Here is a 15,597-nt window from a genome sequence, read left to right as displayed (position 1 = left end):
GAGTAGGTAGTCGACGCGCGGGGAGCGGGAACGCCGCGATGCGTTCCCGCTCCTCTCGTACCTCCACCAGAGTCCACGAGGTTCTGCTCGGAGGCGGTGTGCTACCGGCAGTGCAGGCGACCCCCGCTGGAAGTGGTAAACCCTAGTGTTCAATGACTTCATCGCTCAATTGTGGCGAGACTTCACCGATCAGTTCTGGCCGGCGACGATCGACGGCCTGTCCTTCGGTTCGATCTACGCCCTGATCGCGCTCGGCTACACCATGGTGTACGGCGTGCTGCGACTGATCAATTTCGCGCACTCCGAAGTGTTCATGATCGGAACCTTCGGCGCGATGTTCGTGCCCTTCATCCTGGGCATCAACACCACGCTCACCGGCATCGCGCTGGTCGGGATCATCCTGGCGATGATCCTGGCGGGCATGCTCGCCTCGGCGGGCACCGCGATCGCCCTGGAACGGATCGCGTACCGGCCGCTGCGCCGGCGCGGCGCCTCCCGGCTGGCGGCCCTGATCTCCGCGATCGGCGCCTCCATCTTCCTGCAGGAGCTGTTCGCCCTTCTGGTGATCCCGAAGGTCTTCGAGCGGCCCGGACAGGGCGGCCGGGTCCAGATGGGCCTGCCCCGGCTGATGGAGCGGACCGAACTCTTCTCGATCTTCGGACACACCGTCCGGGTCGACCAGGTGTTCGTCGTCGTCGCCGCGGTCGCCATGATGATCGCGCTCGACGCCCTCGTGAACCGCACGAAGATCGGCCGGGGTATCCGCGCCACCGCGCAGAACCCCGAAGCGGCCGTTCTGATGGGCGTCGACATCGACAAGATCGTCCGGATGACGTTCCTCATCGGCGGGGCCATGGCCGGTGTGGCCGGTGCGCTCTACCTCATCTCGTACGAGAACACGAACTACCTCATCGGATTCCTCTTCGGCATCAAGGCGTTCACCGCGGCCGTCCTCGGCGGCATCGGCAACCTGCGCGGTGCCCTGGTCGGAGGTGTCGTGCTGGGTCTGGTGGAGAACTACGGAGCCATCTTCTTCGGCTCCGACTGGAAACACGTGATCTCCTTCACGATCCTCGTCCTGGTCCTGATGTTCCGTCCCACCGGCATCCTCGGTGAATCACTCCAGCAGGCGCGCGCATGAAGCAAAAGAATCCGGCGAAAGGCCCCTCTTACCGGCTGGGTGAGGTCATCGCCCGCGTTCTCAGTCCGCTCGGCCGTCTCTTCGCTCCGCTGCGTCTCGCCTTCCGCTGGCTCGACCGCGCCGGCGACGCGCTGCGGGACCGCTGGGCGGGCGCTTCGGGCTGGCAGCGCTGGACCGTCTACCTGCTCCTGATCGTCGGCGCACTGCTGCTGCCGTCGGAGAGCCTGGCGCCCATCATGTCGCCGTACACCGACTGGGGGAGCATCCTGTTCTTCCCGATCGGGACGTACGTGCTGCTGGCCATCGGCCTGAACGTGGTGGTCGGCCAGGCGGGCCTGCTCGACCTGGGCTTCGTCGCCTTCTACGCGGTGGGCGGCTACGCGATGGCGCTCCTGGGCACCCGGCTGGGCTGGAACTTCTGGCTCATCCTGCTGGTCGGCATCGGTATCTGCGCGCTGTCCGGCATCACGCTGGGTGCGCCGACGCTGCGGTTGCGCGGTGACTACCTGGCGATCGTCACGCTGGGCTTCGGTGAGATCATCCGCATCACCGCCCGCAACACCGACGAGATCGGCGGCCCGAACGGCATCCGCGACATCCCGCACCCGCCGAGCATCGAAGGCGTCGAACTGTTCGGCATCAAGATCTTCAAGTATGGGGTGCTGGACCCGCGGCCGTACTACTACCTGCTGGTCGCGCTGGCCGTCATCGTGATCATCCTGGTGAAGCGCTGGGAGAAGAGCCGCGTCGGGCGCGCCTGGGCGGCGATCCGCGAGGACGAGGACGCGGCCGAGGTCATGGGCGTGCCGACCTTCCGCTTCAAGATGCTCGCCTTCGCCATCGGCGCGTCGATCGGCGGCGCCATGGGTGTGCTGTGGGCCTCGAAGGTCGTCTCGATCAACCCGAACGACTTCCAGTTCCTGCTCTCGGCGACGATCCTGGCCGCCGTGGTCATGGGCGGCGCAGGCAACCTGCCCGGCGTCATGCTGGGTGCGTTCGTGGTGGCCTGGCTGCCGGAGCGGTTCCGCGGCCTGGCCGAGTACCGCATGCTGATCTTCGGCGCGGCGCTCGTGGCACTGATGATCTTCCGTCCGGAGGGCCTGCTGCCCTCGCGTCAGCGCAAGGCGGAGCTGAAAGAAGGGACCGGCGGAATGGGCAGCCTCGGAGCAGAGGTGCCCGGGCCGGAGACGAAGGGGCAGGAGGTGGCGGTCAAGTGAGCACCGAGGTGAACCCGTCGGCCGAGGCGGGCCCGGAGGCCGGGCAGGGCTCGAAGACGGTGACCGCGCGGCAGACCGGTCGGCCCATGCTGGAGCTGCTGAACCTCGTCATGCGCTTCGGTGGCGTCACCGCCCTGCGCGAGGTCGACCTGACCGTCCACGAGGGGGAGATCTTCGCCCTGATCGGCCCGAACGGCGCCGGCAAGACCACGGTCTTCAACGTGGTGACCGGCGTGTACCAGCCGACCGAGGGAGAGGTGCGCTTCCAGGACCAGAGGATCAGCGGCGTCAAGCGCTTCAAGATCACGAAGCGGGGCATCGCCCGGACGTTCCAGAACATCCGGCTCTTCCACAACATGACGGCCCTCGACAACGTCCTGGTAGGCGCGGACGCGCACCACAAGTCGGGCATGGTGAGCGTCGCGCTGGGGCTGCCCTGGCACCGGAAGGCGGAGAAGGAGGGGCGCAGGCTCGCGATGGAGCTGCTCGACTTCGTCGGCATCTCGCACCGCGCGCACGACTACGCCAAGAACCTGCCCTACGGCGACCAGCGCCGCCTGGAGATCGCCCGCGCTCTGGCGACCAACCCGAAGCTGCTGCTGCTGGACGAGCCCGCCGCCGGTATGAACCCGGCGGAGAAGATGGCCCTGCAACAGCTGATCCTGGACATCCGCGCCGCGGGCCGGACGATCCTGATCATCGAGCACGACATGAGCCTCATCATGGGTATCAGCGACCGTATCGCGGTGCTGGACTTCGGTCAGAAGATCGCCGACGGCCTGCCGGACGAGGTGCGGAACGACCCCCGGGTCATCGAGGCGTATTTGGGAGCTCCCGCAGATGCTTCTTGAGGTCAGCAACATCCACGTCCACTACGGCAAGATCGAGGCGCTGAAGGGCATCTCGGTCGAGGTCAACGAGGGCGAGATCGTCACGCTCATCGGGGCGAACGGGGCCGGCAAGACCACGACCCTGAAGACGATCTCGGGCCTGCGCGGCCTGACGTCGGGGAGGATCATCTTCGACGGCCGGGACATCAGCAGGATGCCCGGTCACCTGCGCGTCATCGCGGGCCTGGGACAGGCGCCCGAGGGGCGGGGCGTGTTCCCCGGCATGACGGTCCACGACAACCTGCTCATGGGCGCCTACACCCGCTCGGGTGACTTCACCGCCGAGCTGAACGAGGCGTACGAGCTGTTCCCCCGCCTGGCGGAGCGCCGCAACCAGGCGGCCGGCACGATGTCCGGCGGTGAGCAGCAGATGCTCGCCATCGGACGGGCGCTGATGGCCAAACCGAAGGTGCTGCTGCTGGACGAGCCCTCGATGGGGCTGGCGCCGCTGCTCGTGCAGCAGATCTTCTCCATCATCGAGGAGATCAACCGGCGGGGCACCACGGTCCTGCTGGTGGAGCAGAACGCCCAGCAGGCGCTGAAGCTCGCCCACCGTGCCTACGTGCTGGAGACCGGGAAGGTGGTCAAGAGCGCCCCCGCCGACGAGCTGCTCAACGACCCCGACGTGCGGGCCGCCTACCTGGGCGGCGGGCACGACGCCCCCCAGGACAAGGGGCCGGACGCCGCCCAGGACACTTCGGACACGCCGAACCCCAAGGCGTGACCGGTCGCATGCGGCCCGCGTCGCAGTGACCGTCCCGCGGGGCGGGGCAGCCTCGGCCGCCCCGCGGGACGGTCTCCGGCGACCGGGGGAGGTACGTCCGGGTGGTGGGCGGCACGCGGGCGGCAGGCCGCCGGCGCGCCGTCAGGGCGGCGTCGGTGCGCCGCCCGCGTGCCGTCACCGCGGCGCCGCAGCGGCGTCAGGGCAGGGTGACCTGAACCCCCCGGGTCTCGCCCACCACGCCGAGGGGCGGGTCGCCGAACAGCTTGATCGCGCTGACCTTCGTCCCCTCGGGGATGTCGAACCACAGGTCCATCTCGATCCTGACCCCGGCACCCAGCGGGAGCGTGTCGGGCTGGCGCTTGATGGCCTGGGCGAACCTGTCGATCCCGTAGGTCTTCCCGTCGGCCGCGATGAGGCGCTGCCGTTTGGCGTCGAAGCGCGAGTTGGTCCGGCCCGGGTTCTCCGCCACGATCCGCACGACCACGTACTGGCCCTTGGCCTTCCATTCGGCGTGGCTGCCGAAGAAACCCTCCAGGCCCTTCTGCAGGCCGATCACCTGGAAGCGGGTGTCGCCGTCGTCCACCGGAGCGGAGGTGATGGGTGTCTCGCCGGGGCGTACCGGCCGCGCCGGGAGCGGGTAGTGGGTCGGGGCCGGCGTGGCCCGCGGGGACGCGGCGGACCCCGGCGCGTCCGTCTCCGTGCAGCCGGTCAGGACGGCGACGGCGAACGCGGCACCGGCGAACAGGGTTGGGAGGTTGCGCACACCGGGCAAGGTAACCGAGACGGGTTCCGCGGATCAACGCTCTGCGGTGTCCGTTTCCGGCGCGCGCCGCGGCCCCGGCGGACCCGCTCGGCGGACCCTGGTCCGTGGTGGACGGGCGGGTCGTTCACCATTGGATGAACGGCCGGCCTCTGATCCGGCACCGGAAGCGGGTATCGAGAAAGAAGCCCCGAACGTGGTTGTTGTCCGAATTGTGTCGTGGCGGTGACCTGCATGATTATGCAGGTGAGAGAGCATTACCTGCACTGAGGTATCCATACAAGACGCGACATTGACCGAAGGAGGCCTTCGTGGGCCTGAGTTTTGTTTCCCGTCGTGCGCTCGCGGTGGGCGCGATGGTCGTCGCCGGTGCGCTCGGCCTGTCGGCCTGCGGTGGCGGTGAGTCCACCACCGCGAGCCCGGGTAACGGTGCCTCGGGAAGTGCCCCCGCGGCTGCGGGCGGTGTCAAGCTGGTCAAGCCGGGCAAACTGACCACCTGCACCAACCTGCCGTACGAGCCTTTCCAGTTCAAGCAGGGTGACAAGGTCGTCGGGTTCGACGTCGACATCGTCGACCTCGCGGCCAAGAAGCTCGGTCTGACCCAGGAGATCGTCGACATCGACTTCGCCGTCATCAAGAGCGGCGCGGCGATGGCCGCCGGCAAGTGCGACGTGGCCGCCGCCGGTATGACGATCACCGAGGAGCGCAAGGCGAACATCGACTTCTCCGAGCCCTACTTCGACGCCACGCAGGCTCTGCTGGCCAAGAAGGGGCTCGGCGTGAAGACCCTGGAGGAGATCAAGGCGAAGAACCTGCGGCTCGGCGCCCAGGCCTCGACCACGGGTCTCGACTACGTCAAGAAGCAGGGGCTCGACCCCAAGGAGTTCGCCGACTCGCCCAAGGAGCTGCTCGGCCTGCAGTCCGGCCAGGTCGACGTGATCGTCCAGGACCTGCCGGTCGTCCTGACCTGGCTGAAGAAGCCCGAGATCGCCGACAAGTTCGAGCTGGTCGCCAGCCTCGACACCGGCGAGCAGTACGGCATCGGCCTGAAGAAGGGCGCCGACCCGGTCCTGCTCAAGACGATCAACGAGACGATCGCGCAGGCCAAGTCGGACGGCACCTACGATGAGATCTTCGTCAAGTGGTTCGGCAAGAAGCCCGGCGAGCTCGGCTGATCGATGACCGAGAAGTCGACGACGACTGAGTCCGTCCCCGCCGGGGGACCCTTCGGCAGGAGCGGACTCAGTCCCCGTAAGCGGCAGCGCATCAGCAGGGCCGTCCAGTACGTCCTGCTGATCGTCGTTGTCGCCTTCCTCATCTGGCGCATCGAGTGGGGCCAGCTCGCCGCCAACTTCGCCAAACCCGAGGTCGCCGAGGAGACGCTCCCCGAGCTCTTCACGATCGCGCTGAAGAACACGATCATCTACTCGGTCGGCGGATTCCTCTTCGCCTTCCTGCTCGGCCTGCTGTTCGCGCTGATGCGGCTGTCGTCGGTGCGGCCCTACCGGTGGATCGCGATCGCCTACATCGAGATCTTCCGGGGCCTGCCGGCGCTGCTGGTCTTCCTCCTCATCCTGTTCCTGCCGCTCGCGCTGCCCGGGTTCGAGGTACCCGGCGGCACCTACGGCCAGGGCATTCTGGGCCTGACCGTCGTCGGCTCCGCCTACATGGCGGAGACGCTCCGCGCGGGTCTGCAGGCGGTGCCGAAGGGCCAGATGGAGGCGGCGCGCTCGCTGGGCATGTCGTACAGCCGCTCGATGGTCAGCATCGTCATCCCGCAGGCCGTGCGCATCGTCATCCCGCCCACGACCAACCAGTTCGTGTCCCTGCTCAAGGACTCCTCGCTGGTGCTGTTCCTCGGCGTCTCCGGCGAGTACGTCGAGCTCACGAAGTTCGGCAACGACATGGCCTCCACCCACGCCAACGCCACCCCCATCCTGGTCGTCGGCGTGACGTACCTCCTGGTCACCATCCCGCTGGGCTACCTCGCGTCCCTGCTGGAGAAGCGTCAGGCGAAGGGACGGTGACTCCGATGACCCTGGTGATGCGCGCGGTCGAGATCCGCGACCTGCACAAGTCGTTCGGCCATCTGGAGGTGCTCAAGGGAATCGACCTGTCCGTCGACTCCGGCCAGGTCGTCTGCATCATCGGCCCCTCCGGCTCGGGCAAGTCCACGCTGCTGCGCTGTGTGAACCTGCTGGAGCAGCCCACCCGGGGCAACGTGATCGTGGAGGGCGTCCACCTGACCGATGAGGACGCCGACATCGACGCCGTCCGCCGCCGCATCGGGATGGTCTTCCAGCAGTTCAACCTGTTCCCGCACATGACCGTGCTGCAGAACGTGATGATCGCCCAGCAGCGGGTCCTGAAGCGGGGCAAGGCGGAGGCGGAGCGGATCGCCAGGGAGAACCTGGACAAGGTGGGCGTCGGTGCCAAGGCCGACTCCTATCCGATCCAGCTCTCCGGCGGTCAGCAGCAACGGGTGGCCATCGCCCGTGCCCTGGCCATGAACCCGGCGCTGATGCTCTTCGACGAGCCCACCTCGGCGCTCGACCCGGAGCTCGTCGGCGACGTGCTCACGGTCATGCGCAAGCTCGCCGAGGAGGGGATGACCATGCTCGTGGTCACCCACGAGATGGCCTTCGCCCGGGAGGTGGCCGACCGGGTGGTCTTCATGGACGGCGGGGTGGTGGTCGAGGACGGCCCCGCCGAGCAGGTGATCGGAGACCCGCAGCACGAGCGGACCCGGACCTTCCTGCGCCGTGTGCTCGACCCGACGCACCACGAGATCTGAAGGGCCCGCCCCTTCCGAAGGAGCGACCCGCCCGTGGCACGGCCCGCGTCCTTGCGGCGCGGGCCGTGCCGTCGTACGGGGCCTGCGCGGGCCTGTGGGCGACGCAGCGCCGCCGCGAGCCGTCACCTGACCAGAGGCGGCCGGTACGTGCGCGGGGGCCTCACGGTCGCTCTGAGGAGAAGTGAGAGCGGGGGTGCGGAGGCGGCGCGGGCAGGGGCCAGGTGGATCCCGGCCGCCCCGCCGGCCCGACGAGCCCGGGGGAGGCCTTTGGCGCCGTATGGAGCTTCCCCGACTCCGTACGTTTTCTACTCGGCCGCCCCGCGGGCATCGTCGTGACCCACGGTAGCGGACCCGTCGCGTCGGGAAGGCAAAAAAGCGCCCGGAATATGATCGAGTCCGAGATCTGCTCAGATGTCGCGGAGCATGCAGGTCAGACGGGAGGTGCACACCCGGCGGCCCTGCTCGTCGGTGATCTCGATGTCGTAGGTGGCGAGCGTCCGGCCACCGTGCAGACGGGTCGCCACACCGGTCACCAGGCCCGAGGTCGCGGACCTGTGGTGGGTGGCGTTGATCTCGATGCCGACGGCGATACGCCCGGGGCCCGCGTGGATGGCCGCGCCGGTCGAGCCCAGGGTCTCGGCGAGCACGCAGGAGGCGCCTCCGTGCAGCAGACCGTAGGGCTGGATGTTCCCCTCCACGGGCATCGTCCCCACCACCCGCTCCGCGGTGGCCTCGGTGATCTCGATGCCCATCCGCTCGACGAGGGTGCCGCGGTGGGAGGCGCCGAGCTGTTCCTCCAGACGGCGGGCCGCTTCGCCGGGATCTGTCATGGTCAAGGGGGCGTCTCCTGTCGCACGAGGCACGGTTTTCTGTCGCACCAGGAGACTAGGCTTCCGTTGTGCCGAAGAGTGAAGCGACCCCCGATCGTCCGTGTCTCCTGTTGCTGGACGGCCATTCGCTGGCCTACCGGGCCTTCTACGCGCTGCCCGAGGAGAACTTCTCCACCACGACGGGCCAGAAGACCAACGCCGTCTACGGCTTCACCTCGATGCTGGTCAACGTGCTCCGCGACGAGCGGCCCACCCACGTGGCGGTCTGCTTCGACCGGTCGGAGCCGACGTTCCGCCACGAGGAGTACTCCGAGTACAAGGCGAACCGCAGCGCGAGCCCCGACAGTTTCCGCAGTCAGGTGAGCCTCATCCACGAGATGCTCGACGCCCTGCGCGTGCCGCACCTGTCGCTGCCGGGCTACGAGGCCGACGACCTGATCGCCACCCTCGCCACGCAGGCGTCGGCCCGTGAGATGGACGTGCTGATCGTCACCGGTGACCGCGACGCCCTCCAGCTGGTCGACGAGCGCGTCACCGTGCTGATGACCCGCGTCGGGATCAGCAACATGACCCGCTTCACGCCCGAGGCCGTCCTGGAGAAGTACGAGCTCACTCCGGCGCAGTATCCCGACTTCGCCGCCATCCGCGGCGACAGCAGCGACAACCTCAAGAACATCCCCGGCGTGGGCGAGAAGACCGCCGCCAAGTGGATCCGCGAGTTCGGCTCGCTGGAGGAGCTGGTCAACCGGGTCGACGAGGTCAAGGGCAAGGTCGGCGACAAGCTCCGCGAGCACCTCGACCAGGTGCTCATGAACCGCCGCCTGACCCAGTTGATCCGCGACGTCCCGCTGGAGCGGGGGATCTCCGAGCTGGAGCTGGGCCCCGCCGACCGCGACGAGATCAACAAGATCCTCGACACGCTGGAGTTCCGCGGCGAGATCCGCGACCGGCTGTTCAAGATCGTCGGATCGGCCGAGCCCACGAGCGACGAGGGCTTCGAGGGCGAGGTGGTCGTCCTCGGTCCCGGCGACGTGGCGGCCTGGCTGCGGGCACTGCCCGAGGGCCGCGCCGGTCTCGCCTTCAGGGGCGAGTACGCCAAGGGCACCGGGCGTCTCGACGGCATCGCCGTGGCCGCGTCCGCCGGGACGGGCGGGCGGGCCGCCGCGTTCCTCGATCCCGCCGCGCTGACCGAGGACGACGAGACGGCCCTGCGCGAGTGGCTGGCCGACCCGGCCAGGCCTAAGGCGGTGCACGACGCCAAGGGCCCGATGCTGGCGCTGTGGTCGCACGGCATGGAGCTGCGCGGGCTCACCTGCGACACGGCGCTCGCGGCCTACCTGGCGATGCCCGGGCAGCGCGCCTTCCCGCTGGAGGAGCTCGTCCGGGTCTACCTCGGGCGTGAGCTGCGCGCCGAGGCGGGCGGCGGGGGCCAGGTGAGCCTCTTCGACGAGGACGACGACGCCGCCCGCGAGCTGGCCCTGCGGGCCCTGGCGGTGACCGAGCTCGCCGACGCCCTGGAGGCGTTCCTGGAGCCGCGCGGCGGCACCGGCCTGCTGCGCGACGTGGAGCTGCCGCTCGTCACCGTGCTGGCCGAGATGGAGCGGGCCGGCATCGCCGCCGACCGTGAGTATCTCGAGGGGCTGGAGACCGAGTTCGCCGCCGCGGTCAAGCAGGCCGTCGAGGCGGCGCACGCGTCGGTGGGCGAGCAGTTCAACCTGGGCTCGACCAAGCAGCTGCAGGAGCTGCTGTTCGTCAAGCTCAACCTGCCCAAGACCAAGAAGACCAAGACGGGCTACACCACCGACGCCGAGGCGCTGGCCTGGCTGGCGGCCCAGACCGAGCACGAGCTGCCGACCATCATGCTCAGGCACCGCGACCAGGCGAAGCTGAAGGTCACGGTCGAGGGCCTGATCAAGGAGATCGCCGACGACGGCCGCATCCACACCACGTTCAACCAGACCGTGGCGGCCACCGGGCGGCTCAGCTCGGAGAAGCCCAACCTGCAGAACATCCCGATCCGCACCGCCGAGGGCCGCCGCATCCGGCAGGGCTTCGTGGTCGGTTCCGGCGGTCCCGGCGGGGCCTTTGAGACCCTCCTGACGGCCGACTACAGCCAGATCGAGCTGCGCATCATGGCGCACCTGTCCGGCGACGAGTCGCTGATCGCGGCCTTCGAGTCCGGGCACGACTTCCACAAGGCCACCGCGGCCCGGGTCTTCGGCATCGAGCCGGAGCAGGTCAACGGGGAGATGCGAGCCAAGATCAAGGCGATGAACTACGGCCTGGCCTACGGGCTGTCCGACTACGGCCTGGCGGCACAGCTCAACATCCCGACCGGCGAGGCCAGGACCCTGAAGGAGGAGTACTTCCAGGAGTTCGGCGGCGTCCGCGACTTCCTCAACGCCATCGTCGCCCGGGCCAGGAACGACGGCTACACCGAGACCATGATGGGCCGGCGCCGCTACCTGCCCGACCTCAACAGCGACAACCGCCAGCGCCGCGAGATAGCCGAGCGGATGGCGCTCAACGCCCCCATCCAAGGATCGGCCGCCGACATCATCAAGGTCGCGATGCTCAACGTGCACCGGGCGCTGAAGGAGGCCGGCCTCACCTCCCGGATGCTCCTGCAGGTCCACGACGAGCTCGTGTTCGAGGTGGCCCCCGGTGAGCTGGAGCCCCTGCGTGAGCTGGTCGTCGGCCGGATGAACGCCGCCTGCTCCCTGCGCGTCCCGCTGGAGGTCTCCGTGGGCGTCGGCCGCACCTGGGAGGATGCCGGGCACTAGCGCGATTGCCCGGACCTGTCCAAGTCTGTTCTAGGCTTGTGCGGCATCGAAAAGCTCGACGGGCATGGGAGTTTTGTGCGGAGCCGGATCCCCCTGACACAGATCATCCTGCTCGCCAACGTGGTGGTCGTCGTGGTCGCGGTGGTGGCGCTCCTGGCGCTCCCCACCGCTCCCGTGCCCTCCGGCGAGCCCCGGGCCGGCAAGACGGCCGGTGGCTCGCCGCCGCCGTCTTCGCCCCCGGCGTCGCCGACGCCGACGCCGGACATGCCCTCGGCCGAGCTGCCGCCGCCGGTCACCGCCTCTCCGGAGTTCGCCCGGCAGGTCAAGGCCAACGAGGCCGGGATGGTGCCGATCCTGATGTACCACCGGATCATGAAGAAGCGGCTGGCGTCGATCGACCGCACGCCCGACCAGGTGCGCAAGGAGATGGAGCGGCTCGCCAGGGACGGCTACGTGCCGATCACCGCGCGGGAGTTCGTCACCGGGAAGATCGACATCCCGGCGGGCAAGTATCCGGTGGTGCTGACCTTCGACGACGGTCACCACAGCCACTTCGCCCTGGGCGCCGACGGCATGCCGGCCAAGGACACCGCGGTCGGCATCATCTACCAGGTCGCCAAGAAGTATCCGGACTTCCGGCCCGTCGCCACCTTCTGGGTGAACCGCCAGCCGTTCGGCCTGCAGAGCGCGCAGGACCAGGCCCGGGCGGTGCGCTGGCTGACCTCCCGGGGTTTCGAGGTGGCCAACCACACCTGGAGCCACCCGTACCTGCCCGGGCTGACGAAATCGAAGATCGCCGAGCAGATCGTCCGGGTCGAGCTGATGCTCCGCAAGCTCGGCGGCGCCGCCTCGGAGACCCTCGCGCTGCCGTTCGGCGCGATGCCGCGCACCCGGTCCACCGTGCAGTCGGGGAAGTGGAAGGGCAACGACTTCGCCTTCAAGGGTGTTTTCCTGGCCGGAGCCCAGCCGTCGGTCTCACCGTTCGCCAAGGACTTCGACCGGCGTTCCATCCAGCGCGTCCAGAGCAACGGCAAAAAAGGCGAGTGCCGCAAGTGGTGCTCGCAATACTGGCTGGAGTGGCTGGACAAGCACCCCCGCGAGCGCTACACGGCCGACGGCGACCCCGACCGCATCTCCATACCACGCGGGCTTCGGGGTAATATCAGACCCGACCGGAGGCGTCAGATCAACGCCTACTGAGCGAGATCGTCGTCTCTTCGGTCCATGAACGCGTAGCCTCGTCGAATTGACCGTACCCGTCTGGTCTCATATGCTGATCGCTGCGTTGTGGGCTCGCGCGTGTCTCGGACGGAGTGGGCTCGCGCTCGATCACGCCGATGCCAATCCCTTCGGCTGAACGGTAAGAGGCCTGCCGCGCGTTCGCCACATCGACATCTGTCCGCGTTCGGAGCAACTCCACACATGACGAGCAGCACTGAGGCCACCTCGAGCACCCCGCAGGTAGCGGTCAACGACATCGGCTCTGAGGAAGAGTTCCTCGCAGCGATCGACCTGACCATCAAGTACTTCAACGACGGCGACATCGTCGAGGGCACCGTCGTCAAGGTCGATCGAGACGAAGTTTTGCTCGACATCGGCTACAAGACCGAGGGTGTCATCCCCTCGCGTGAGCTCTCGATCAAGCATGATGTCGACCCGGCGGAGGTCGTCGAGGTTGGCGAGCACGTCGAGGCCCTCGTCCTCCAGAAGGAGGACAAGGAAGGTCGCCTGATCCTGTCCAAGAAGCGCGCGCAGTACGAGCGCGCCTGGGGCACGATCGAGAAGATCAAGGACGAGGACGGCATCGTCACCGGTACCGTCATCGAGGTCGTCAAGGGCGGTCTCATCCTCGACATCGGCCTGCGCGGCTTCCTCCCGGCCTCCCTGGTCGAGATGCGGCGCGTGCGCGACCTCCAGCCCTACGTGGGCCGCGAGCTCGAAGCGAAGATCATCGAGCTCGACAAGAACCGCAACAACGTGGTCCTCTCCCGCCGCGCCTGGCTCGAGCAGACCCAGTCCGAGGTTCGCCAGACGTTCCTCAACACCCTGCAGAAGGGTCAGGTCCGCAAGGGCGTCGTCTCCTCGATCGTCAACTTCGGTGCGTTCGTCGACCTCGGCGGCGTCGACGGTCTGGTGCACGTCTCCGAGCTGTCCTGGAAGCACATCGACCACCCCTCCGAGGTCGTCGAGGTCGGCCAGGAGGTCACGGTCGAGGTCCTCGACGTCGACATGGAGCGCGAGCGCGTCTCCCTGTCGCTCAAGGCCACGCAGGAAGACCCCTGGCAGCAGTTCGCCCGCACCCACCAGATCGGGCAGGTCGTCCCGGGCCGCGTCACCAAGCTGGTGCCGTTCGGTGCGTTCGTCCGCGTCGAGGAGGGCATCGAGGGCCTGGTCCACATCTCCGAGCTGGCCGAGCGCCACGTGGAGATCCCCGAGCAGGTCGTCCAGGTCGGCGACGAGATCTTCGTGAAGATCATCGACATCGACCTGGAGCGTCGCCGGATCTCGCTGTCGCTCAAGCAGGCGAACGAGACCGCGCTCGGCGCCGACGTCGAGTTCGACCCCACGCTGTACGGCATGGCGGCGACCTACGACGAGTCGGGCAACTACATCTACCCCGAGGGCTTCGACTCCGAGACCGGCGAGTGGCTTGAGGGCTTCGACAAGCAGCGGGAGGAGTGGGAGCGGCAGTACGCCGAGGCCCAGAACCGCTTCGAGGCTCACAAGCGGCAGATCGAGGAGGCCCGCAAGGCCGAGGCCGAGGCCGGCGAGGCCGCGCCGACGTCCTACTCGGGTGAGACCCCGTCCTCCGGTTCCGGCTCCTCCAGCAGCGGCTCGTCCGCTCCGGCGTCCGGTGCCCTCGCCTCCGACGAGGCTCTCGCGGCCCTGCGCGAGAAGCTCGCGGGCGGCCAGAGCTGACCGGTCAGGACAGAGGGTAGACAGAGATACACGGAAGGGCCCCGCTCCGGCGGGGTCCTTTCCGCGTTCCGGGGTCTTTTCCACGCTCTCACGCCCTCCGGGGGTTTCCGCGTTCTCGCGGACATCGGGGGGACGCCGTCCGCCGGGTTAGGGTGGCGCCGTGACGGTCATCGAGTGGGCCAGGCCCGGCGACGAGGGAGAGATCCTGACCGTGCAGCGCGCCGCCTACGTGAGTGAGGCCCAGCTGTACGGCGACCCGTTCATCCCGCCGCTGGTGGAGTCGGCCGCCCAGGTCCGCGCGGCCGTCGAGACGGGCACCGTGCTGGTGGCCCGGGAGCGGGCGAGGATCGTGGGTGCGGTGCGCGGCCGGGTCTCCGACGCCGCCTGCCTGGTCGGCCGTCTGGTGGTCGCACCCGACATGCAGGGCGGGGGGATCGGTGGCGCGCTGCTCGCGGCCCTGCACGAGGAGGTCGCCGCGCCGGTGTTCGACCTGTTCACCGGACACCTGTCGGAGGCCGGCCTGCGGCTCTACCGCCGCCTCGGCTACCGCGAGGCCGGCCGGGAGCGGATGAGCGACCACCTGACCCTGGTCCACATGCGCAGGGAGCGGCCCGCGGGGTCGTGACGGGGCGTGGAGCCTTGGAGGGCCGCGGGGTCTTGAAGGACCATGGGCCTTGGAGGGCCGTGGGGCCTTGACGGGCGATGCCGGGTCCGCACCGCGTATGCTGCGGATCATGTTGAAGGTGGGGCTTACCGGCGGGATCGGATCGGGCAAGAGCGAGGTCTCGCGGCGACTGGGTGCCCGGGGAGCGATGGTCATCGACGCCGACAAGATCGCACGCGAGGTGGTCGAGCCGGGAACCGACGGCCTGGCGCGCGTCGTCGCCGTCTTCGGCCCGCAGGTGCTCCGCGAGGACGGCTCGCTCAACCGGGAGAAGCTGGGCTCGATCGTCTTCGCCGACTCCGAGAAGCTCGCCGCCCTCAACGCCATCGTCCACCCCCTGGTCGGAGCCCGGGTCGCCGAGCTCCAGGCCGCCGCCGACCCCGGGGCCGTCGTCGTCTACGACGTGCCGCTGCTGGCGGAGAACAACCTGGCCCCCATGTACGACGTGGTGATCGTCGTGGACGCCTCCGACGACGTGCGCCTGGCCCGCCTGGTCGGGACGCGGGGGATGAGCGAGCAGGACGCCAGGGCCAGGATCGCCGCCCAGGCGACCCGGGAGGAGCGCCTGAAGGTCGCCGACATCGTCATCCCCAACGAGGGCACCCTGGACGACCTGGAGGCCCGGGTGGCCGAGGTCTGGGCCGAGCTGACCGCCCGCGTCGCGACCTGAGCGGCCGAGGTCGAAGGGAAGGGCTGAAGTCAACTCCCCGGGGAGCGTGATCGGCCCGGCGCGGTCATGCCGCAAGCACGGGGAACCCCGAAGGCGGCGGGCTGACCGCCGCACACCAGAGGCTCCGCGGACCGGTCGTGCCGGTGCGGGCCGGCTGGCGCCGCGGCCCGCACCCGTTCGACGCGCGTCGGAGGGCGGGGTTTCG

Annotated in this window: 14 protein-coding genes; 12 read left to right on the top strand and 2 right to left on the bottom strand. The window is 68.9% G+C overall.

Translation table 11 applies throughout. From position 1 onward, the window contains the following. Positions 1-145 precede the first annotated feature (145 nt). The 4 genes from F4562_RS06410 to F4562_RS06395 are packed head-to-tail and all read left to right on the top strand — an operon-like array spanning position 146 to position 3,972. Positions 146-1,141: a branched-chain amino acid ABC transporter permease gene (locus tag F4562_RS06410; protein ID WP_311734103.1), complete on the top strand. Its 996-nt coding sequence runs from the start codon at positions 146-148 to the stop codon at positions 1,139-1,141. Further along, a complete protein-coding gene (locus tag F4562_RS06405; protein ID WP_184543865.1) occupies positions 1,138-2,358 on the top strand; it encodes a branched-chain amino acid ABC transporter permease in 1,221 nt (406 codons plus the stop codon). Before F4562_RS06410 ends, F4562_RS06405 begins: the two co-directional genes overlap by 4 nt. Beyond that, complete coding sequence (locus F4562_RS06400) at positions 2,355-3,209, top strand: ABC transporter ATP-binding protein (protein ID WP_311734104.1); 855 nt, start codon at positions 2,355-2,357, stop codon at positions 3,207-3,209. The genes F4562_RS06405 and F4562_RS06400 overlap by 4 nt, the downstream gene beginning before the upstream one ends. After that, complete coding sequence (locus tag F4562_RS06395) at positions 3,199-3,972, top strand: ABC transporter ATP-binding protein (RefSeq protein WP_184543867.1); 774 nt, start codon at positions 3,199-3,201, stop codon at positions 3,970-3,972. The genes F4562_RS06400 and F4562_RS06395 overlap by 11 nt, the downstream gene beginning before the upstream one ends. A 196-nt stretch (positions 3,973-4,168) precedes the next feature. Here F4562_RS06395 and F4562_RS06390 read toward each other — a convergent pair whose 3' ends face one another. After that, positions 4,169-4,735, bottom strand: a complete 567-nt coding sequence (locus F4562_RS06390) for a DUF4352 domain-containing protein (RefSeq protein ID WP_184543869.1) — start codon at positions 4,733-4,735, stop codon at positions 4,169-4,171. 308 nt (positions 4,736-5,043) lie between these two features. Between F4562_RS06390 and F4562_RS06385 the strand changes: the two genes are divergently transcribed. From F4562_RS06385 to F4562_RS06375, 3 genes are read left to right on the top strand one after another with little or no spacing between them, the layout of a single operon-like run. Further along, entirely contained in the window at positions 5,044-5,907 is an 864-nt protein-coding gene (locus F4562_RS06385) for an ABC transporter substrate-binding protein (protein WP_184543871.1), read from the top strand. 3 nt (positions 5,908-5,910) lie between these two features. Beyond that, on the top strand, positions 5,911-6,759 hold the full coding sequence (locus tag F4562_RS06380; protein WP_184543873.1) for an amino acid ABC transporter permease: 849 nt from the start codon (positions 5,911-5,913) through the stop codon (positions 6,757-6,759). 5 nt (positions 6,760-6,764) lie between these two features. Then, positions 6,765-7,526 carry an amino acid ABC transporter ATP-binding protein gene (locus tag F4562_RS06375; protein ID WP_281402930.1) on the top strand — a complete coding sequence of 254 codons (762 nt, stop codon included), beginning with the start codon at positions 6,765-6,767 and terminating at the stop codon, positions 7,524-7,526. Positions 7,527-7,933: 407 nt separating this feature from the next. Here F4562_RS06375 and F4562_RS06370 read toward each other — a convergent pair whose 3' ends face one another. Further along, the gene (locus tag F4562_RS06370) at positions 7,934-8,356 is read right to left on the bottom strand and encodes a PaaI family thioesterase (protein ID WP_184544132.1); all 423 of its coding nucleotides are present in this window, start codon (positions 8,354-8,356) and stop codon (positions 7,934-7,936) included. A 68-nt stretch (positions 8,357-8,424) separates the two neighbouring features. On the opposite strand from F4562_RS06370, the gene polA reads away from it, so the two are divergent. From polA to coaE, 5 genes are all read left to right on the top strand, one after another. Next, positions 8,425-11,139 carry a DNA polymerase I gene (gene polA, locus F4562_RS06365; protein WP_184543875.1) on the top strand — a complete coding sequence of 905 codons (2,715 nt, stop codon included), beginning with the start codon at positions 8,425-8,427 and terminating at the stop codon, positions 11,137-11,139. 36 nt (positions 11,140-11,175) lie between these two features. Further along, complete coding sequence (locus F4562_RS06360) at positions 11,176-12,339, top strand: polysaccharide deacetylase family protein (RefSeq protein ID WP_246473368.1); 1,164 nt, start codon at positions 11,176-11,178, stop codon at positions 12,337-12,339. Positions 12,340-12,561: 222 nt separating this feature from the next. Beyond that, on the top strand, positions 12,562-14,058 hold the full coding sequence (gene rpsA, locus F4562_RS06355) for a 30S ribosomal protein S1 (RefSeq protein ID WP_184543877.1): 1,497 nt from the start codon (positions 12,562-12,564) through the stop codon (positions 14,056-14,058). A gap of 160 nt (positions 14,059-14,218) precedes the next feature. After that, positions 14,219-14,683 (top strand): GNAT family N-acetyltransferase, encoded by a 465-nt coding sequence (locus tag F4562_RS06350; RefSeq protein WP_184543879.1) that lies wholly within the window; start codon positions 14,219-14,221, stop codon positions 14,681-14,683. A gap of 109 nt (positions 14,684-14,792) precedes the next feature. Further along, the gene (gene coaE / locus F4562_RS06345; protein ID WP_184543881.1) at positions 14,793-15,392 is read left to right on the top strand and encodes a dephospho-CoA kinase; all 600 of its coding nucleotides are present in this window, start codon (positions 14,793-14,795) and stop codon (positions 15,390-15,392) included. The last annotated feature ends 205 nt before the right edge of the window (positions 15,393-15,597 follow it).

This window comes from Streptosporangium becharense (assembly GCF_014204985.1).
In the GTDB taxonomy this organism is placed as follows: Bacteria; Actinomycetota; Actinomycetes; order Streptosporangiales; family Streptosporangiaceae; genus Streptosporangium; species Streptosporangium becharense.
The sequence above is the reverse complement of the archived record's forward strand: the minus strand, read 5'-3'. Positions and strand labels throughout refer to the sequence as shown.